We start from the raw sequence: 19,404 nt of genomic DNA on the forward strand, positions 1-19,404 counted from the left end.
TCATGATGGTTCTCCCTCAGTCCACGGCCCGCGGAAAAAGCCCGCGCGGTTTGAACAACAAGACGATGACGAAGGCGACATGCCCGGCTAGGATCTGCCATTCCGGATTGATGGCTGCGCCGAGCGTCTGGGCGAGGCCGATGATGATGCCGCCGGCGAGAGTGCCCCAGAGAGAGCCTAGCCCACCGATGATCACCGCCTCGAAAGCGTAGATCAGTCGAGCTGGTCCGATTGTCGGGTCGAAATTCGCCCGCGTGCCAAGATAGAGCGCGGCAACGGTAACGACGACCATGGCGATGCCGCTGGCGGTTGCGAAGATGGATTGAGGGCGGATGCCCATAAGGCTTGCGGTGACGGCATCGTCCGAGGTTGCCCGGAACGCCCGACCGAGCGACGTACTGTAGAACAGACGGTTGAGGGCAACGATGACCAGGATCGCGGAGAGGAAGGTCAGCAGCGGCATGACACCGACATTGACGAGCCCAAGCGCAAGGGACTCCGTTTCGAGCGGGCCGAGCGTCAGGCGTTGGCTGTCCGCTGAAAAGCCTTCCAACAGTGCGTTCTGGATGACGATCGAGAGGCCGAAGGTTACCAGCAGCGGCGGCAGGATATCCGGTCCCAGCGTCCGGTTGAACACATGCATCTGCAAAAGCCAGCCGATACCGAAGAGGAAAGGCGCTGCGATCAGAGCCGCTACGAACGGATTGATCCCGAGAAGAGAAACCAGAACCAGGATCAGATAGGCTGCCATGACAATCAGGTCGCCATGGGCCAGATTAACCAACCGCATGATGCCGAAGACCAGGCTGAGGCCCGCGGCAAACAGAGCATAGAGACCGCCCAGCAGGATGCCCTGCACGATGGTGTCGATCCAGATCATGCCGAAGCTCCGAAATAGGCGTTGTGGATGGCATCGCGGCTGAGACTGGACGGAGTGCCCTCCAATGTGATCCGGCCTTCCATCATGCAGTAGACGCGATCGGCAATTTTCAGCGCTTGTCCAGTGTCCTGTTCGACCACGATGATGGAGGTGCCCGTCTCCTTGATCCTGGGAAAGGCGGCGTAAATGTCCTTGATGATGACGGGTGCAAGGCCGAGGCTGATCTCGTCGCACAGGAGCACGCGCGGATTGGACATCAGCGCCCGGCCGATCGCGACCATCTGCTGCTGGCCACCTGAAAGTGCGGTTCCCGGATTGCTGCGCCGCTCCTTCAGAACCGGAAACATCTGGTAGATGGTATCCAGTGACCATTGCCCACGGGTTTTGCGACCATAAGCGCCAATCAGGAGATTTTCCTCGACGGTCAGTGACGGAAAAAGCTTGCGCCCCTCCGGCACCATGGCGATGCCCTTCTTAACGATATCAGCGGCATGGATGGCGCCTATCTCAGTCTTATCGAACAGAATGGCGTCCACCCGGTTGCGAAGAACCCCGGAAATAGAGCGCATCAGGGTCGTTTTGCCAGCTCCGTTGGCGCCGATGATGGCGACCGTTTCGCCTTCTTCCAGACGGATATTGACACCGAACAGAGCTTGGAAGTCGCCGTAAAAGGCCGTGAGATCTCGGGTTTCCAGCAGTGCCATCAGACGTCGAGCCCCAAGTAGATTTCGCGCACTTCCCTGGAACTCATGATCGCGTCCGGTGCGCCGATGCCAATGACCTTGCCAAAGTCGAGGACCAGCAGCCGTTCAGCCACCGAGGTCAGGGCGTGCAGGACATGCTCGATCCAGATGATCGACATGCCGCTCGCATGGATTTCTTGAATGGTTGCGACGAGTGCCTGGCATTCTCCCTCCGTCAGTCCGCCCGCGATCTCGTCGAGCAAAAGAAGCTTGGGCCGGGTTGCCATCGCGCGGGCAAGTTCAAGACGCTTGCGCTCCAGAAGACCGAGCCGCCCAGCAAGCTCGTTGGCTTTGCCGATCAAACCGGTTTCGACGAGGATCTCGGCGCAATGCTCGGAGACGGCTCTTTCCGGCAACCGGTTGCCGAAAGCCCCGGCAACCACGAGATTCTCAAACACCGTCAGCTTTTCAAACGGCTGAGGTATCTGGAATGTACGCCCCAGGCCACTAAGGCAGCGGTCCATCGGCGGCACTTGCGTGACCTCGCGGCCGAGGAAGTCGATCCGGCCTTCATCGACCGCGATATTGCCGGTGATAAGATTGAACAGGGTCGACTTGCCGGCACCGTTCGGACCGATCACGCCCAGGGCTTCGCCTTCGGAAAGCTCAAAGGTGATGTTCTGAGACACACGCAGCGCGCCAAAGGATTTTGACACGTTATTTAAAGCGAGAATTGCCATGAGTGTGGTCCTCGAAGGAGCGCAGGCATGGCCTGCGCCGAAGCTTCCTCAGGTAATCGGTTCCATCTTTCCGCCGGTCGGTATGATCGGAAACGTTCCATTGTCAGTGATGATGAGGTCGTAGCCGCCGCCCTCCCTCAAGCGCCATTGACCGCCAACCAGAGGTGTCTTCGCCACGTTTCGTGCAGCGACGCTCGGCAAGCCAGCGCCGTTCCAAATAACCGGGCCAACGATTGTGGAAAGCTGTGTTGCAGCGATCACCTCGGAAACTTCATCTGCATCCGTCGGGTCGTTTGCACGCTTAATGACATCTGCCGCGACTTCAAAGAGTGCGTGGACGAAGCCGATCGGCTGCGTCCAGGGCCGGCCGGTAGCTTCCGTGAAGCCCGACGCAAGCTCGGCCGAGCTTTCGCCCGTGAGGGATGAGGAGAACGGGTGCGTCGGGCTCCACCAGACTTCGGATGACAGGTTGTGACCGGCATCGCCAAGCGCTTCGACCGACTGAGGAAACAGGATTGCCTTGCCGATCGAGGCGATCTTCGGCGTGAAGCCCTGCTGCTTTGCCTGGGTCCAGAAAGTGGTAAAGTCGGGCGGGATCATCACGCCTGTGACGATCTCTGTATTGGCCTGTTTAAAGGCGTTGATCTGGGCGGTGAAATCGTCGGTCAGGTTCTGATAGCGGCCCGGATCCGTTAGGCCAAAACCAAGTTTTTCGAGCACGGGCGGGAAACCGACATTCGGATCGCCCCATGCATTGCCGTCGCCATCATTCGGGAACAGGCCACCGACCTGCTTGTTGGTCTCCAACTGGCCCCACATGTTGGTGAAGACGGCAATCACGTCCTCGAGGCCCCAAAAGAAGTGATAGGAATAATTGAATTGTTCCCAGCTTGACGGATCTCCCGGATTGCCCTGCTGCCCGATGAACCAGGGCTGCCAGGGCGCAATGGTCGAGATGCAAGGAATCTCTTCGCTTTCGCAAGTCGTCGTGACCGGGTTCGTGGTCTCCGGAGTGGCGGCCACCAGCATCAGGCTTATCTCGTCGTCGATGATCAATTCACGCGCGACTTCAGCGGCCCGGTTAGGATTGGACTGGCTGTCCTTGACGATCACCTCGATGTTGAGACCCTGCGCCTTGGCCGCGGCCTGGAACCCGTTGATGATGTAATTGTCTGCTTCGGCGAAGGAGGCCAGCGGGCCTGTTTGTGGGCTTACGTAACCGATCTTGACCGGAGAACCCTGTGCCCGGGCGGGCAAGGCCAGGCCTGCTGCCCCCGCGACGGCTGCAGTGGCTGCGGTTGATTTCAAGAACGAGCGTCGATTCAACATGTCGGTTCCTCCCAGAACTACAAGGTCAAAGCGCGGGACGGGTTCCCTCCCAGGCGTCCTGCAGCAGGTTGCGAATGGATGAGCGATCAATGGGTCGCGGGTTCCAATAGGGGTTTTCGGTCGCGATCTCTGCCGCGCGGTCGAGATCGGCCTCGGAAAGCCCGAGATCCTTGAGCGCCTGGGGAGCGCCGATGTTGGCGGAAAAATCAAACAGGCCCGCCCCCGGTGTTGCGCCGAAGATGTCGGTTACCGGCTTGAGGTCACCCGGCACCGCGGCCGCGTTGAAGCCGACCGTGTGCGGCAGCATGATGGCATGGGTTTCTGCATGCGGGGTTTCAAAGCTACCGCCGAGCGTGTGGCAAATCTTGTGGTGCAGGGCCATGCCGACCGTGCCGAGCACGGTTCCGCAGAGCCAGGCCCCGTAGAGGGCATCAGCACGGGCCTCTTTGTTGGACGGATCGGCCACAAGGGTGGGCAGCGCGGACTTGAAGGCTGCGAGGCCTTCCGCTGCCATCAGGCTGGACACCGGATTCTTGTCCTGCGCGTAAAGGGCCTCGGCGGCATGGGCCATAGCATTCAGGCCGCTTGTGACGCTCATGCCAACAGGCAGCCCCGTCGTCAGCTCCGGGTCGTAGATGACAACTTCCGGCAGAATGCTGTCTCCGCGCACCGTGGTTTTGCGACCGCCTTCCGTTTGCCCGAGGATCGGCGTCACCTCGGACCCGGCATAGGTGGTCGGAATGACAACCTGTGGCAGATCCGTGCGATAGGCGATGGCCTTTCCGAGACCGGTCGTCGAGCCGCCGCCAAGTGCGACGACACAGTCCGCACCGCTGGATCTCACCGTTTCCATGGCCTCTTCGGTCACGTCGACAGGCGTATGCATGGCCGCCTTGGCAAAGACGCCGACACTGAGAGCGCCGAGACGATCGGACAGGGCAGCGGCATCCTGTTCCTGGTGAGGAGTCGACAGGACCAGCGCCCTGGAACACCCGAGTTTTTCGATCCAGATACCGGTGTCGTGGCGCTGGCCAGCACCGAAGACAATGTGGGCAGCACTGCCCCGGTAGGTGAAAGCGCGGGTCATGAACGCGGCTCCTGACGGTGGGGATTGAGGTAAAAGGTGAGATCAAGCGAAAGCACCGATGCGCCTTCCCTTTTTGGGCGAAATGCGCCGATCAGTCCCGGTTTGACGCTGAAGAGTGGATCTGAACTGAGGTTCGGGTCATCACCGTCGAAGATCTGGGTGGTCAGCGTTTCGAAACCAGGAGCCATTACCTGAAAGCAGATATGTGCCGGCCGGCAAAGTGGAGCACCGAGCTGGCCCAGAAGATAGCCGAGCGGTCCATCCTTGGGTACTTCGTAACCAGCTGGCCGGATGGTCCGGTATGTCAACCTGCCGGCGTCATCGGCGAGGAAATGTCCGCGCAGATTGTGTTCCGGTTGCAGATCCGGCTGCTGGTTCTCGTAATAACCAAGCGCATTGGCCTGCCAGGTCTCGACACGAGCACCCGAAACAGGTGCGCCAGTCAGATCAAGAATGTGCAGTCGGACCTCTACCAGCGTACCAAGGCCATCCAGGCTGATGCTCTCGCCGGCATTCATTAACGGCACGTCGGGACGGTAGAACGGTCCGCGCATCGTGTTCGGGGTCGCCCTGACCGGACGGTCCGAGTTGAGAGCATCGACGAGAGACGACGTTCCCAGGAGGTCGGAGACCAGCACCCATTCCTGCCGGCGCTCGTCCGTCAGGTGACCGACTTCGGTCAAAAACGCGATCGCGGCGCGCCAGTCGCTCAGGCTCGGCTTTGTTTCGCGGACAATGGCGTGAAGGTGCTCGGCGACTTTCGTCAGCACATTCGCCAGGCGTTCATCATCCGCATTCTTGAGGCGGTCTGCGAACAGCTGGTCTGACTGTTCCACCTGAAAATACGCAATGTCGGGCGTGCCGGCCATGTTTCCTCCCATCGGTCAAAGCCTGACCTTGAGGGGAACCTAACTGACGAAACGGCACAGTTGATGATTTTTGCTGCCGAGTTTATAACAGATCGCTATGAAGCTGGATGAACGCCATCTCATTCAACTGGCAGCCGTGGTGCAGACAAGCAGTGTCACCGCAGGAGCAGAGTTGCTGGGCATGACCCAGCCAGCCGTTTCCCGCACCCTTGCGATGCTGGAGAAACGGCTGGGAGAGCCTTTGTTCCTCCGTGGTCAGCGCCCCTTGCAACCGACGCCGTTGGGCCGTGCGTTGGCGGACCAAGGGCAGGTGATGCTGGCGGCCTCGCGCAAGGCCTCTGAAACCGTGCGCAATTTCCAGGAAGGCAAAGCAGGTGCGGTCCGTGTGGGCGGGACCCCGTTTTTTATGGATGCCCTCATTTCCAGCATGACAGCGGACTTTCAGAACGACTTTCCGGAGATCCGGGTCGATCAGAGTTATGGTTATGTCAAGGATCTTCGCGAAGCTGTCTATGCGGACAGGATCGACCTCGCCATTTGCCCGATCGACATCCTGGGCGAAGGCTCAGGCCTTGTATTTGATGAAATTCTGCCAGGGCGCAACGTCGTCGCTTGCAGCGCTCTGCATCCGCTTCTGAACAAGCGCAAACCGACCGCGCAGGAACTGCTGGAGTACCCCTGGATTGCGCCTCCACCCGGCAGCCCTCTTTACGCAGACCTTCACTCAATCCTGTTGTCGCTTGGCTCGACAGAAATCAAGATCCGGTACTCCGGCGGGTCTCTCGCCAGCGTCATCAATTACATGACACGCTCCAATGCCTTGACGGTGCTGCCTCACGGTGCGGTCTTTGCTTATCGCAAGGAGCGCACCATGACCGCGCTACCCTTCAAGATCCCCCACCCGGATCGCGCACTTGGTATCTTGCGCCTGGCCGGCGCGCCCTATTTGCCGGCTGTCGATAAATACGCCCGGCACATTTCGAAGGGCTTCAGTGACCTGCGCCACCTGATCAAACGGCATGAGGATTCCGTGGTTTGGGGTGGGTAGAAAACGAAGCAGAGTCCGCCTTCTTCATCGTATGAAAGGTGGTCGTCGCTGCATCTTCGATTCTGGTATTTTGCATTTCCCCAAAAACCCGCCAGTCCATACACCAGAAGGGTTTCGGATGTCGTCAGGCGTACGAAAGCTCCCGCGGAAGGAACCCAGGGTCCACTAGTTGTGGGCTATGGAGATTTCGCTTTGAGGCAGATGTCGGCGACGTCGCGTTGTTGTTGCCCGCGAGTTAATAGCGTTGAGGCCAACTGCGTCACAAACGATCGTTTCCGACACGTCCCCTCTGGTAGCTCCGAGGGATTTGCGAACGCGATGGCGTCGATCTCCGCGCCCTACGCAAGCGGGATTGTCTCCGATGGCGGTATGCCTTCGGCTGGAGGTTGTGCGATGCCATGCCGGGTCATGGCCAATCCTCCCGGTTCTACTACGGCGTGACGCTCGGCCAGGCCGAGTTCCCGGAGCGCATTGCCTATGCGCGCGCACCGCGCAAGCTGCCGGAAGTTCCTTCTGCTGACGAGGTCGTGCGCTTTCTCGAGGCGGTGCCGAGCCTGAAGATGCGCACGGCACTGACTGCGGCCCATGCGACGGGTCTGCGTGTTTCCAAGGTTGTCGGGCTCAAGGTGCTTGACATCGACAGCCAGCGTGGCAAGGGCGGCAAGGACCGTTACTTGATGCTGGAGCGGCGGATATTTTCCGCCGTCATGGCCAAGCCTACCGGCAGATCCATCACGATCATCTGCGCCGCGTCGAGCGGCGCGTGAAGAGTGCGATCGAGCTGTGCCGCATCGCCACTCTCGGCGGCCATATCGAAGGATGCCGAGCCTGCGGAACGGTGCGTGTGGCCTACAATTCCTGCCGCAACGGGTATGCAGGGAAGCGAAGGTTCCCGTCCAATGACCGTTTGGAATTTTTCGCGAGAAAATGACCCAGAGTCGATGTATTTTCGGGCTGATTGCGACCTTCAATCCGTCTGATATTTCCCTCTCTGTGTGGTCTGTCCTGACCGAACAGGTGCGAGAAAATGCCTGATCTTTGGCGGCTCCGCCTCGCGATGGAACTTTCGCACCCTAGCATGAATGTCCCGATCGTGGCTTGTCACCCGTTCGTGTTGCCGGAGGTGCTCGGCCCAGCTCGGCAGCAAGAACCACTCGATCCAGACGCCCGGGTCGGCCGCATCCTGGTAGACGCCCCAGTTGTGGGCACCGTCCCTGTACCGTTCATCGGAAAGGTCATAGATGGCATCCAGAAAAGCTTGCACGTTGTCTTTTTCAATCCGATAGGTGATCGTCACCATCACCGGCCCGCGATCGTGTGCCGCGTCAATGTTCTCGCTGACAATCGGTTCAGGCCAACTCAGTGCCGGGTTCAGGTCTAGTCTATCGCCTTGGCCAAGTTTCGCGCGCCACGTGAGCGGAATAGCCAACACGGCACCGGCTGCCGCGATCAGCAAAGCAGCCGGGACCGATGTCAGCGTCGCTACCTGGCCCCAGCCGGCAGAGCCCGCTGACATGCAGCCGAAAAACACCATCAGAGAAATGGCGAGGCCCCGCGCACGCACCCAGTTGGGAAGCGCGGTCTGAGCCGAGACGTTGAGGCTGGTTAGGACTGTGATCCAACCCAAGCCCCCCAGCACGGCTGCAGGCAAGGCCAGGGCGGTGCTGGTTGCAAGGCTCAGGAACACCATCGCAGTCGAGATGACAACAGTACCAAGTGCCACTAAACGGTTTGCCTCGAGATATTTGCGAATAGAAGGCAAGGCCAAGGCGCCTGCTACCGCCCCAAAGCCGATTGCCGCCAGCAACAGTCCGTAGGCCTCAGCGCCCCCACCTTCAAGTCTGCGCACGACGAGCGGCAAGAGTGCCCAAAAGGCACTAGCGAAAACAAAGAATCCGAAGGATCGAACCAGTGTCATCTTGAGCGCGCCATTGCGACGGGCGTGCCGCAGCCCAGTCGCCATCGAACCGAACAGTGGCTCGGGCGGCAGGGTCCTCGTCGGTTTTGCCTCAGGCTTCCAGATCAGCAGTGCCGTAAGGATAACGAGGTAGCTAGCAGCATTGACGACGAAAGGAGCCGATATCGCCAGGCTTGATATCAGGAAGCCCGCAATGGCCGGACCTATGGCCCGGGCGATATTGATGCCCATCGAGTTGAGCGCGATTGCAGGCTGCAAGCTTTCGCGCGACACGAGGCTCGGAACCAGTGCTTGCCAGGCCGGCGCCATCAGGGCTGTACCGGTGCCGATGGCGAAGGTGAAACCAAGGAGCAGCACTGGCGTCATTGCGCCGATAGAAGTAAGCGCCGCCATCGTGCCGGTGACGCCAAAAAGAGTGAGATTGACGAGGAGCAGAAACCTCCGCCGGTCGACTCGGTCGGCCAGCGCACCTGCGAATAACGCCAGGAGAAAGATGGGAGCTGTGGTCGCAGTCTGCACCAGAGCGACGATAGCAGGCGACGGATTCAGCGTCGTCATCAACCAACCCGCACCAACATCGTGCATCCACGTGCCAATGTTGGAAATCAGGGTTGCTGTCCAAAGCAGCGTGAAAGCGCGATAGGAGAACGGTGACCAGGCCGATGCAGTCTCGGCAGGTGGCTTTCCATTTTCTCGAACAGCGTCCATCAGACGCAACTCCTTTACTCATTGCTTTGCGGAGCTTCCGAATTCCGTATCGAAATTTTGGTGACCCGTGACTAAATTCGGGTTGAGAAACCGGCGGCATCCACGACTTTCGGCTTCACCTTGGAGAGTCGCGACAAAGCCGCGCCAACAGGATTTGGGGATGAAACGTGGACGCCGTTCAAACTGCAAAACACGAACAGCCGAGCGCGCCCCAGAAGGACTTGAGATCCTTTGTTGGGATTGGACTGTTCCAGGCGATACCGTGGTCATGGCCGTGCATGGCGCAGGAGCTGGCGCAGCCATCATGACAGGCCCGGGCGAACTGTGTTCTACTTCCAAGGGATGCCTTCCGCTCGCCTGGGCTCGGCACTACTCCAACCGGACTCCAGTCAGGTGATGCAGGCGGCAGCGGCGGCGCGAGATCGGCATACGCACCCTCGCCATAAACCACCCTGCCACCGACCATGGTCAAGACAGCGTTGATCCGTCGGAGCTCCTCGGGCTGCACTACAAGATAGTCCGACGAAAGCACTGCGAGATCGGCGTACATTCCGCTCGCAAGCGTACCCTTCACGTTCGCCTCGCCTGAGAACCATGCCGAACCATGGGTCCAGAGGCGCAGCGCATCTTCACGCGAAAGCACGTTTTCCTCACCATAAAGAGGCATTCCCCCGAGTGTCTTACCTGTGGTCAGCCAGTAAAGCCCGACCCAGGGGTCATAGCTTGAAACCCGCGTCGCATCTGAACCAGCACCGATCGGCACCCCCATTTCGAGCATACGACCAACAGGTGGGGTAGCTTGTGCCGCTTGCGCGCCATAGCGATCAACGAAATACTCGCCCTGAAACGCCATACGGTGCTGGATTGCGATGCCGCCACCGAGTGCCTTGATGCGTTCAATATTCTTCGCCGAAACGGTTTCTGCGTGGTCGATGATGAACCGGGTCTCAAACGGTTGGCGTCCGTTGACCCGTTCGAAGACCGATAGAAAGCGGTCGATCGATTCGTCGTAAGTGGCGTGAATCCGGAAAGGCCATTTGTGGGTTGCCAGAAGCTCTACAATGGGCTCGAGTTCGCTTTCCATGGTTGGTGCGAGATCGGGGCGAGGTTCGAGGAAGTTCTCGAAATCCGCCGCCGACCAGGTCAGGTTTTCACCGCCGCCATTCATCCGCAGCATAGCCGATCCCGCACCCGGTTCGGTTATCGATACCCAACGCTCGTAATCGGAGAGCTCTGCTCCCGCCTTTTGAGCAAACAGGTTGTAGGCGATCCGGACCGTGAGCAGATCCTCGTCATGGAGCTTTTGAATAACCGCATAGTCGTCCGGATAGTTCTGCCCGCCGCCACCGGCATCGATCACACTGGTAATGCCCAGACGGTTCATTTCGCGCATGTAATGACGGGTGGAATTGACCTGGTCTTCAACGGGCAGTTTCGGTCCCATGGAGAGCGTGGAATAGAGGATGAGGGCCGAGGGTTTGGCGATCAAAAGTCCGGTGGGGTTTCCGTTCGCATCCCGCTGGATTTCGCCACCCGGCGGATTCGGTGTGGCCTTGTTAAAGCCCAGCACTTTGATTGCGGCGCGATTGAGCAAAGCCCGGCCATAAAGATGCAGGATGAAAACCGGCGTGTCCGGAGCTGCTGCATTGATCTCGTCAAGCGTTGGCATACGCCGCTCGGCAAACTGGAACTCCGACCAGCCGCCGACGACACGGACCCATTGCGGCGCGGGCGTGCGCGCGGCTTGGTCTTTCAGCATGCGCAACGCATCGGCAAGCGAGGGGACGTTCTCCCACCGCAACTCCATATTGAAATTCAGCCCCCCCCGGATCAAATGGGTATGACTGTCGTTAAGGCCGGGAATAACGCGTCGGCCGCCAAGGTCTATCACTTCGGTCCCGGGGCCTTTCAGGCGCATGATCTCGGCGTTAGGCCCGGTCCCAAGAACTTTCCCGTCGCTGATGGCGATCGCCTCTGCTTCAGGCATCTGTGGATCGAGTGTGGTGATGCGCCCATTCATCAGGATCGTGTCGGCCATGCCAACCTCCTTGTTGGATTGCGCGTGCGCCCATACCGGTCCGAAGACAGCAAGCGCGGCGCCAGCCTTCGTTACCTGCCTGCGAGTAACTGTCGGCAAGCCGGCCAAGGGCTTTCCTTGATTTTCGCTCATAATTCGCCTCCATGCGGTTTTGTTTCCCCTTGAGGAAGGGCGGGTCTGCCGGTCAGGCAGACCCGCTAAGTGCACCGATAGGGAGGAAAGGCGGCAGGGGGCGGGCCGTCTCTTTCGGCGCTTTGTAAAAACGACTACTCCGCAGCAGCTGCCGAAACAGCGGAAACAGGCTCCATCCTCGGACCGTGGGAAACCCGTTCTGGTGCGTTGTGAACCATGGTGTAGGCGTAATCGACACCCATACCGTAGGCTCCCGAATGTTCCTTAACGATCGCCATCACGTCGTCATAGGTATCGCGATGCGCCCAGTCGCGCTGCCATTCCAGCATCACCTGCTGCCAGGTCACCGGGACCACGCCCGCCTGGATCATCCGTTGCATCGAATAGTCATGAGCCTCTTTCGAGGTGCCGCCCGATGCATCGGCCACCATGTAGATCTCGTAGCCACCTTCAGCCATCGCGCTGAAGGCGAAGGTGTTGTTGCACACCTCGGTCCACAGACCCGAGACGACCACCTTCTTCTGGCCGTTCCCGGCCAGCGCGTCACGCACCTTCTGGTCATCCCAAGAGTTCATCGAAGTGCGCTCGAGCAGCGGATGATCGGGAAACACGGCGAGCAGCTCCGGATAGGTGTGCCCCGAGAAGCTTTCGGTCTCGACGGTCGTGATCGTCGTCGGGATATTGAACACCTTCGCCGCCTTGGCCAGCGCCACGACGTTGTTCTTCAGAACCTGACGATCAATCGATTGCACGCCAAAGGCCATCTGCGGCTGCTGGTCGATGAAGATCATCTGGCAGTTTCGGGGTGTCAGCAGTTCAGGTTGGGTCATCTCAAGCCTCTTAACTCTTGTTCAAGTCACCTTGTTTCAAGCTCGCAGTGCCGCCGGGGCGATGAACGAAAATCAAGCTGCAAGCTTGGCGGCCAGCCGGGCCACATGCCGGCCCTGGTCCGCGGCCAGCTTCAGTTCTTTTTCACTCGGCATGCGAGAGCCGTCCGGACCGGCGATGGTGGCAGCGCCATAGGGGGATCCGCCGCGTACCTCGCTCACATCGGTAAGTTCCGCGCTGGAATAGGGCAGGCCCGCAATGATCATTCCGTGGTGAGCGAGGGTGTGCCAGAAAGAGGTGATCGTAGTTTCACCTCCGCCACCGGTGCCAGTGGAGGTAAAGACCGATCCGACCTTTCCGATAAGATTGCCGGCAAACCACAGTCCGCCGGTCTGGTCGAGGAAACTACGCATCTGGGACGCCATGTTCCCGAAACGGGTGGGAGTGCCGAAAATGATCGCGTCATAGTCCTTCAACTCGCCAGGTGTCGCGATTTCGGCTGCCTGGTCAGTCTTGAAACCAGCCGCCTTGGTGGCCTCTTCGCTCATGATCTCGGGCACACGTTTCACCGTGACCGTGGTGCCCGCGACCTCGGCGGCGCCCTTGGCCACGGCCCCGCTCATCGCTTCGATGTGACCGTAGGAAGAATAGTAAAGGACAAGGATCTTGGTCATTTCCGGAACCCTTTCGATTTCGGGTCAATGTTCTGGAAGCCTGACAATTATTCAGACTGCCGTGGCGGTATCGAAGGCGTGTTCCATCCCCTGGAGAATGGCGGGGCCAGTAACAAACACTGACCCCGTGAAAAGGACACTTCGGCGATTGAGGGATAAGCTCTGCGTAGAAGTAGCCAACATTGAAGATCTCCGTGTTTTCGTGAGACGTGGCGTGCCGATCCCGGTCATCCGGCCCTCCCGCTTTCCTGACCAATGGCCGAACGGATGCAGGTCAGAAGTTCATCTGGCCTGAGGGGCTTTGCTAGGTAGGAATGAAATCCGGCGTCCAATGCACGAACCTTGTCCGCCTCGTCGGGGTATGCGGTGATCAGAATGGCTGGGGGCGGATTTCCCGCCGTCTTCAAATGCCTGTACAGTTCGGGGCCGGACATTCCCGGCATCAGAACATCGACTATCAGGCATGTGGTCTGCGGCAGCTTTTCGGATTGCAGAAAGTCGCCCGCGCTCTCGAACATGGCGGCAACAAAACCGAATGACCTGACGAGGCCGGCAACCGCTTCTCGGGCAGCTTCGTAATCATCGACAATGGAAATCAGAGACTTTTCAGCCGCCGCCATGATTTCGTCCACCCGTTCTCCGCGTCGCTAGAACCGACGGCCGCATCACGTGACACGGCAACCGGCTGTGCCTTGAAAAGGTGAACGATTCAGGTGGCTAAGAGCAATTATACAGGGGTGTCGGCAGCCTAATACTTTGTGTTACCGAGACCGAGTCTGTCGGCGGAGCGGACCAAGTCGGGCAGACCCTTTGCATCCATCTTGCGCATGACCTGTGCGCGGTGGACCTTGACCGTGATCTCGCTGAGATCAAGCTCATCGGCAATCTGCTTGTTGAGCCGTCCCGCGGTTACGAGCGCCATGACTTCGCGTTCACGCGGGGTCAGTGCGCTGAAACGATGTTGCAGTGCCGCTAGAGCCTGCGCCTCTTTCCGCCGGAATTGATCGATTTCGAGCCCTCGATGGACTGCGTCGAGGAGGTCTTGATCACGGAATGGTTTGGTCAGAAACTCGATCGCACCGGCCTTCATTGCCTCAACGGACATGGGTACGTCGCCATGGCCCGTAATGAAAACGATGGGAAGCTGGATGCCTGATCGGGCGAGCTCTTGCTGCAACTCAAGCCCGCTCTGGCCTGGCAATCTGATATCAAGGATCAGACATCCAGCTGCATCGAGCTCTTTGCAGCCGATGAAACCCTGCGTGGACGCAAAGGTTCTTACGGAATGGCCGACCGAACGCAGCAAGCTCTCTATCGAGGTCCGCATGGAAGAATCATCTTCGACAATGAAGACTAGAGGCTGGTCCATACTCATTTAGCGGTCTCCTTGACGAGCGAAAAATCAGCATCGATACTTGGCAAAATAAACTGGAAAATCGCGCCGTGGGGCTCGTTGTCGGTGACCCACAGCCGTCCGCCATGGGCCTCGATAACCCAGCGGCAAAAGATGAGACCCATGCCCATTCCGTCGGGTTTCGTCGTATAGAACGGCTCAAACACCCGCTCCTTGCTGGCGCGGTCCATGCCGACACCTGAATCCTCTACCGAAACCACGATGGTACCATATTCGTAAATGGCAGACTTCACGCGTAAGAGACGCTTGCGATCCTTGACGGTGCTCATAGCGTCAATGGAGTTCGTAACGAGGTTTGAAATCGCTTGTTCAAGCTGAATCGGATTCGCAAATACCGATGGCAATTTCTCGAAGAGCTCGGCTTCGAGAGCAACGCCGGACAGCTGCGCTTCCGCCTGACTACGCTGCACGGTGTCCGCCAGAAGCCGATTCAGATCTGCTGCAACCCGTTTCTGAGTTCCTTTTTTGAACATCGTCCTGATGCCAGCAATGACGTTGGAGGTGCGATGGCCGTCATTGACAATCCTTTGCAATGCCGCATTTGCTTCCGCCAAATCGGGCTCAGGCCTGGCCAACCAGCGTATACCGGCATCGGCATTTGTCACCATGCTTGCCAGAGGCTGGTTGACCTCATGTGTGATCGATGCAGACAAGGCTTCGATTGCCGTAATTCGAGCATCGCGCGCTCGGCGCTCAGCCAGAACCGACCGGGTAAGCCTAGCATAAAGTGTCATCGTTTCTGACAGAAGTACCAACAAGACGACGCTTGCGGAGATCAGTCCGTAAAAACGCCCCGCCCACCAGCCGACGCTGAGTCGAAGACCTGCACTCAGGTAGGATAGAAGCGTGATCTCGATGAGAAGCGTAAAGAGCACGACCATCAGGCAGAGGTCGAGCACTGAGAGCCTCCTGGACCACAGAACGGCGAGGCCAACCATATAAAGGCTGACCGCCGTGGCCGGTACATATTGCCAGAGGGGCGAAACGCGCGTCTCGTCGCGCATGAACAGCGGCAACACATCGTCGCTGGCGATGACCAGCCAAGAGATCCCGCACGCAACCAATAAGACAGCTGCGATGCTTCCAAGAATGACACCCCGTACCGCCCCTCGGGGAATGCACCAGGCCGGACCGCGCTCCTTCATCAATGCATAGGCCAGCACGCAGAGTGGAAAGCTGACGCGCCGAAACGTGGCGATCACGGCAGTGGTTTGAAGCCCGGCGTCGGGCCATCCGAACAAGGCTGCCACGTTGGGAAACGTAAACGCCCACGGCAGGACCATGACGCCCGAAAAGATATATCCGATCGATAGGGCAAGCACGGCCCACGAACGTTGGAGTGAAAATAGCGATAGCAGTAGGGCTGCGGTCACCAGATCGATGATAAGTACTGCAGTCGCATATACAGGAATAAATGCTTCGGTTTTCTCAAGCGGAACTCGTGCGAATGGCGCAGTGAAAAGCAGGGCTGCAACGAGCACTGCAAGCACTGCTATAGCAAGTCGCCAATGCTCCCGACGGTTGGGCGCTGTCGTTAGCAGAAAAAGATTATCCTCTCCCGCTGTGCTTCTCTTACTCAATGACTTGCCTCAACAGTTCGCCGATCCTAGACAAACTCAATCGTTGAAAACAATCGAAAAGAGCTGGTTAGCCGGCGCCAGCGACTACTAAACGCAGCTAATACCCTGTGTAACGCCATCACACGAGGAGGCCAAGGGTATCGGCGCCGCAGGCGAAAGTGGGAGTGAGGCGACCGCAAACGGAGATGATCTCTAGACGATCGCATCGTGCTCCAGTTCGTTGCCCGAGGCGTGTGAGCTGCTGCCGGTTCGTGGACGCCGAGTTAAGGTGTTTCCGATGAAACTGGAGCGCATTAATGCAACGAAGGAAGCTCAAGCGAGAATTCAAGCTTGAGGCTGTGAAGTTGGTGCGGGAACGCGGTGTCAGTGTTGCGCAGGCAGCCTGCTAATCAACGCTGGTCTCTCGACTTTGTCTCCGATGCCCTGATGGATGGGCGCAGGTTCCGTATCCTGTGTGTCATTGACGACTTCAGCCGCGAATGTCTGGCAACCGTGGTCGACAACTCGATCTCCGGAGCCCGGGTAGCGCGGGAACTGGATGGTATCGCGGAACGTCGGGGCCGCTATCCCTTAATGGTGGTCAGCGACAATGGTACGGAACTCACCTCAAACGCCATGCTCAAATGGCAGCGGGACCGCAGCGTCGAATGGCACTACATCGCGCCGGGAAAACCGATGCAAAATGGTTTTGTCGAGAGCTTCAACGGCCGGCTTAGGGATGAATGCCTCAACGAACATCTGTTCCGCAGCTACCGACACGCCCGGGACACTATCGAAAACTGGAGGATCGATTACAATCTGAACCGACCGCATACGAGCCTCGACGGGCTCACTCCCCATGAATTTGCAAACCAGTCCAGCAAAGATCACACCGTGAACAGAGCTAACTTATAAACGCGGACAATCAGGGGAGCAGGTCACCACCCGCTAAAATTCCCCCGACCAGGGCCAGAGTGTTCTGCGATGACTGTGAAGCGCAGGCACGAGGAGGTTTCTGCGATAGAGATTTGCCGTGATGCCGAGAACACGAATGTCAATTGTTCCAGCTGGCGCCAGAAAGTGCTGCATCTCGGAACCGAACGAAACGTCCATAGGCCAGGGCGGCGCAAATATGAAGTCGGGGCAGCTTCAAAACCTGTCAGGCCCATTTCTGGCCGGAGCGTTACAGGGTTACTTAAGATCAATAGCGTCCTGAACGTAACCGAGTAGGACCTCTGGACTAAATGGCTTGCGCAGAAACGCGTAGCACCCTCGAGCGATTGCTTGCCTTTCAAGTCCCTCGTCAGTCAGCGCGGTAATGACTATGACGGGCACGCGCGGGCAATAGCGCTCCTTGAGCAGGTCAAGGAGATCGAGCCCGTTAATCTCCTGCATCTGGATGTCCGTGATGATCACATCCGATGTTTGGGTCGCACCCGACTCGATAAATTTCTCGCCACTGCTATAGCCGATGGAGTCCCATCCTGCGGAGTCCAGCAGGTCGACCAAAGCAGCCCGCATGGCGGCGTCGTCGTCTACGACGCTTACTAGGGACTTACGCGAAAGAACGCCGATGCTAATATCTTCCATCTTTAAAGGCCAGCTGCTTCAGCTAAGCGTGTCAACTCGATGAGAGACTTCGCGCCGAGCTTTTTCATGGCGGTCGCACGATGGCTCTTAACCGTCACCTCACTTATGGAAAGTTCAAACGCAATCTGTTTGCTGAGTTGACCTTTAATCACGAGATTGATGACGTCCCGTTCCCGAGACGTCAGGTTCGAGAAGCGCTGCTGGGCTTCTCGGACGCGCTGGTTGAGTGCTGCGCGCTGTAGCCCTTCTTCCACTGCACAGGCAACAGCATCAAGTAGATCCTGGTCGCGGAACGGCTTTTCAATGAAGTCGATGGCGCCGCCTTTGATCCCGCGAACGCTCATAGGCACATCACCAAACCCGGAAATCAATACGACCGGCAAGGTGTAGCCTTGAAGCACCAACTGATCCTGGAAATCCAGGCCATTCGTTCCTGGCAGGCGTACATCCAAGATGAGGCAGCCCGGCTGATCCACGTTGTCACCGTGTAGAAAGTCCGCGGTGCTTCCATAGCTCGCAACTACGTATCCAACAGATTGCAGGAGATCTTCAAGCGAGCTTCGCAATCCGTGGTCATCGTCAATGATACGTATCAGAACATCCTGGATCGATGCATCGGTTGTCGCCTGGTCAATCATGAGGGTGCCTCCACTGGTAGGAGAAGTCGGAAAACCGCGCCATCTTCATTCGTGGGCTCTACCGTGAGCATTCCTCCATGAGCGATAGCGATCTTCCTAGAAATAGATAGCCCGAGCCCCATGCCCGACGCCTTGGTAGTAAACAGAGGCGAAAAGAGGCGTTCTATATTGCTGTGATCTATGCCTGGCCCGGTATCGCCGACGCGAAGTGAAAGCATTGCGTCTTCCATACCCGTCGAGATAGAAAGCACGCGTCGACTGTCTGTCGAACGCATCGCCTCAATTGAGTTTCTAGCCAGGTTCATCAAGATTTGCTGAACTTGAACTCGATTACCGATCGCAGACGGCAAGTCTGATGCATAATCGGTTACAAGAAGTACTTTCTCCCGGATCAATTCGCCCGTTAAAAGCGTGCAAACTTCTCCTATCGCGGAACTGAAATCGAAAGGCGTCGGTTCAACGGAGTCACTCTGAATGAGCGATTTCAGGCCATCTACAATAGCTGCCGCACGGCGACCTTCGGCGACAATGCGATCAAGCGATGTCAAGGCACGGTCAGTTGTGCTGGATTCAAGCTTTATCCAGCGTCGACAGGCTTCCGCGCTGGCGCTGATGGCTCCAAGCGGCTGATTAACCTCATGGATGATCGCACCGGCCAGTTCCCCCATCGAGGCAAGTCGTAAAGCACTTGCCAGTTCCGCTTCCATAGCCCGCTGCGCTTCTTCAGCTTCCCGACGCTCTGTTATGTCGGTGAGAACACCAAAATAAGTCAACTCACCGGCATACTCACGATCGAGCTCTCCGTCGCAGCGTATGTGCTTCATCACCCCGTTTTCGAGCGCAATGCGGTAGTCAAGACGCATGTCCTCACCATTCCTGATGATTTCGAAGAACCGGCGCTCTATCCGATCCTTGTCATCGGCATGGAGCTTGGCAAGCCACTCGTCTACTGTGCATCCCCGTGTGCCTGCCGGAAAGTGAAACATCTTGAATACTTCTTCGGTTCCACGAATGGCGCCGGTAACTGTATTGTACCGAAAGTTGCCGCATTTGCCGACTTGTTGATGTTGAATCATCGCGGCAAGTGTCTCGCGCAATTCTTCTTCGGCAACCTTTTGTCCGATCCGTGCCTGGTCGATCTCCGTCTGAAGCCTGGCAAGCGAAAGCTCCAGTTGCCTGACCGTTGAGGTCGGCGGCTGCTTGCGAGGCTTGCTGCTTCTCGGTTTCCCGTCCATGTGTCCTTCCGCGACGCATTCCGACTCTTGGCTA

17 protein-coding genes and 3 pseudogenes are annotated in these 19,404 nt (G+C 58.1%); 4 read left to right on the top strand and 16 right to left on the bottom strand.

Features of this window, described 5'->3' with window-relative positions; genetic code table 11:
• Positions 1-16 precede the first annotated feature (16 nt).
• From ACX3M4_RS30725 to ACX3M4_RS30750, 6 genes are read right to left on the bottom strand one after another with little or no spacing between them, the layout of a single operon-like run.
• The gene (locus ACX3M4_RS30725; RefSeq protein WP_459359586.1) at positions 17-880 is read right to left on the bottom strand and encodes a branched-chain amino acid ABC transporter permease; all 864 of its coding nucleotides are present in this window, start codon (positions 878-880) and stop codon (positions 17-19) included.
• A complete protein-coding gene (locus ACX3M4_RS30730; protein ID WP_459359587.1) occupies positions 877-1,584 on the bottom strand; it encodes an ABC transporter ATP-binding protein in 708 nt (235 codons plus the stop codon). Before ACX3M4_RS30730 ends, ACX3M4_RS30725 begins: the two co-directional genes overlap by 4 nt.
• Positions 1,584-2,303 carry an ABC transporter ATP-binding protein gene (locus tag ACX3M4_RS30735; RefSeq protein ID WP_459359588.1) on the bottom strand — a complete coding sequence of 240 codons (720 nt, stop codon included), beginning with the start codon at positions 2,301-2,303 and terminating at the stop codon, positions 1,584-1,586. The genes ACX3M4_RS30730 and ACX3M4_RS30735 overlap by 1 nt, the downstream gene beginning before the upstream one ends.
• A gap of 48 nt (positions 2,304-2,351) precedes the next feature.
• The gene (locus tag ACX3M4_RS30740) at positions 2,352-3,632 is read right to left on the bottom strand and encodes an ABC transporter substrate-binding protein (RefSeq protein ID WP_459359589.1); all 1,281 of its coding nucleotides are present in this window, start codon (positions 3,630-3,632) and stop codon (positions 2,352-2,354) included.
• A 25-nt stretch (positions 3,633-3,657) separates the two neighbouring features.
• The gene (locus ACX3M4_RS30745; protein WP_459359590.1) at positions 3,658-4,719 is read right to left on the bottom strand and encodes a maleylacetate reductase; all 1,062 of its coding nucleotides are present in this window, start codon (positions 4,717-4,719) and stop codon (positions 3,658-3,660) included.
• Positions 4,716-5,588 (bottom strand): dioxygenase family protein, encoded by an 873-nt coding sequence (locus ACX3M4_RS30750; RefSeq protein ID WP_459359591.1) that lies wholly within the window; start codon positions 5,586-5,588, stop codon positions 4,716-4,718. The genes ACX3M4_RS30745 and ACX3M4_RS30750 overlap by 4 nt, the downstream gene beginning before the upstream one ends.
• A 97-nt stretch (positions 5,589-5,685) precedes the next feature.
• Here ACX3M4_RS30750 and ACX3M4_RS30755 point away from each other — a divergent pair, with 97 nt between their 5' ends.
• From ACX3M4_RS30755 to ACX3M4_RS30765, 3 genes and pseudogenes are all read left to right on the top strand, one after another.
• The gene (locus tag ACX3M4_RS30755) at positions 5,686-6,636 is read left to right on the top strand and encodes a LysR family transcriptional regulator (protein ID WP_459359592.1); all 951 of its coding nucleotides are present in this window, start codon (positions 5,686-5,688) and stop codon (positions 6,634-6,636) included.
• 422 nt (positions 6,637-7,058) lie between these two features.
• A pseudogene (locus ACX3M4_RS30760) lies at positions 7,059-7,331 on the top strand (site-specific integrase); the annotation flags it as partial.
• Positions 7,331-7,519, top strand: a pseudogene (locus ACX3M4_RS30765) (transposase zinc-binding domain-containing protein); the annotation flags it as partial. The pseudogenes ACX3M4_RS30760 and ACX3M4_RS30765, both read left to right, overlap by 1 nt.
• 84 nt (positions 7,520-7,603) lie before the next feature.
• On the opposite strand, the gene ACX3M4_RS30770 reads toward ACX3M4_RS30765, so the two are convergent.
• The 7 genes from ACX3M4_RS30770 to ACX3M4_RS30800 all read right to left on the bottom strand — a co-directional run bounded on the left by ACX3M4_RS30770 (position 7,604) and on the right by ACX3M4_RS30800 (position 15,829).
• Positions 7,604-9,262: an MFS transporter gene (locus ACX3M4_RS30770; RefSeq protein WP_459359593.1), complete on the bottom strand. Its 1,659-nt coding sequence runs from the start codon at positions 9,260-9,262 to the stop codon at positions 7,604-7,606.
• A gap of 178 nt (positions 9,263-9,440) precedes the next feature.
• A complete protein-coding gene (locus ACX3M4_RS30775) occupies positions 9,441-11,300 on the bottom strand; it encodes an amidohydrolase (protein ID WP_459359594.1) in 1,860 nt (619 codons plus the stop codon).
• Between the two features lie 266 nt (positions 11,301-11,566).
• Positions 11,567-12,262, bottom strand: a complete 696-nt coding sequence (locus ACX3M4_RS30780) for a hydrolase (protein WP_459359595.1) — start codon at positions 12,260-12,262, stop codon at positions 11,567-11,569.
• Positions 12,263-12,334: 72 nt separating this feature from the next.
• Entirely contained in the window at positions 12,335-12,934 is a 600-nt protein-coding gene (wrbA, locus tag ACX3M4_RS30785) for an NAD(P)H:quinone oxidoreductase (RefSeq protein WP_459359596.1), read from the bottom strand.
• A gap of 227 nt (positions 12,935-13,161) precedes the next feature.
• On the bottom strand, positions 13,162-13,554 hold the full coding sequence (locus ACX3M4_RS30790) for a response regulator transcription factor (protein ID WP_459359597.1): 393 nt from the start codon (positions 13,552-13,554) through the stop codon (positions 13,162-13,164).
• 128 nt (positions 13,555-13,682) lie between these two features.
• Positions 13,683-14,309: a response regulator transcription factor gene (locus ACX3M4_RS30795; protein ID WP_459359598.1), complete on the bottom strand. Its 627-nt coding sequence runs from the start codon at positions 14,307-14,309 to the stop codon at positions 13,683-13,685.
• Positions 14,306-15,829 carry an ATP-binding protein gene (locus ACX3M4_RS30800; protein WP_459359599.1) on the bottom strand — a complete coding sequence of 508 codons (1,524 nt, stop codon included), beginning with the start codon at positions 15,827-15,829 and terminating at the stop codon, positions 14,306-14,308. Before ACX3M4_RS30800 ends, ACX3M4_RS30795 begins: the two co-directional genes overlap by 4 nt.
• Positions 15,830-16,306: 477 nt before the next feature.
• Between ACX3M4_RS30800 and ACX3M4_RS30805 the strand changes: the two are divergent.
• Positions 16,307-16,822 (top strand): annotated as a pseudogene (locus ACX3M4_RS30805) (integrase core domain-containing protein); the annotation flags it as partial.
• A gap of 276 nt (positions 16,823-17,098) precedes the next feature.
• Here ACX3M4_RS30805 and ACX3M4_RS30810 read toward each other — a convergent pair.
• The 3 genes from ACX3M4_RS30810 to ACX3M4_RS30820 are packed head-to-tail and all read right to left on the bottom strand — an operon-like array spanning position 17,099 to position 19,370.
• Positions 17,099-17,497 (bottom strand): response regulator transcription factor, encoded by a 399-nt coding sequence (locus ACX3M4_RS30810; RefSeq protein WP_459359600.1) that lies wholly within the window; start codon positions 17,495-17,497, stop codon positions 17,099-17,101.
• A 2-nt stretch (positions 17,498-17,499) separates the two neighbouring features.
• A complete protein-coding gene (locus ACX3M4_RS30815) occupies positions 17,500-18,135 on the bottom strand; it encodes a response regulator transcription factor (protein WP_459359601.1) in 636 nt (211 codons plus the stop codon).
• On the bottom strand, positions 18,132-19,370 hold the full coding sequence (locus ACX3M4_RS30820) for a sensor histidine kinase (protein WP_459359602.1): 1,239 nt from the start codon (positions 19,368-19,370) through the stop codon (positions 18,132-18,134). Before ACX3M4_RS30820 ends, ACX3M4_RS30815 begins: the two co-directional genes overlap by 4 nt.
• Positions 19,371-19,404: the final 34 nt, after the last annotated feature.

The sequence above is a fragment of the Roseibium sp. M-1 genome (assembly GCF_054515675.1).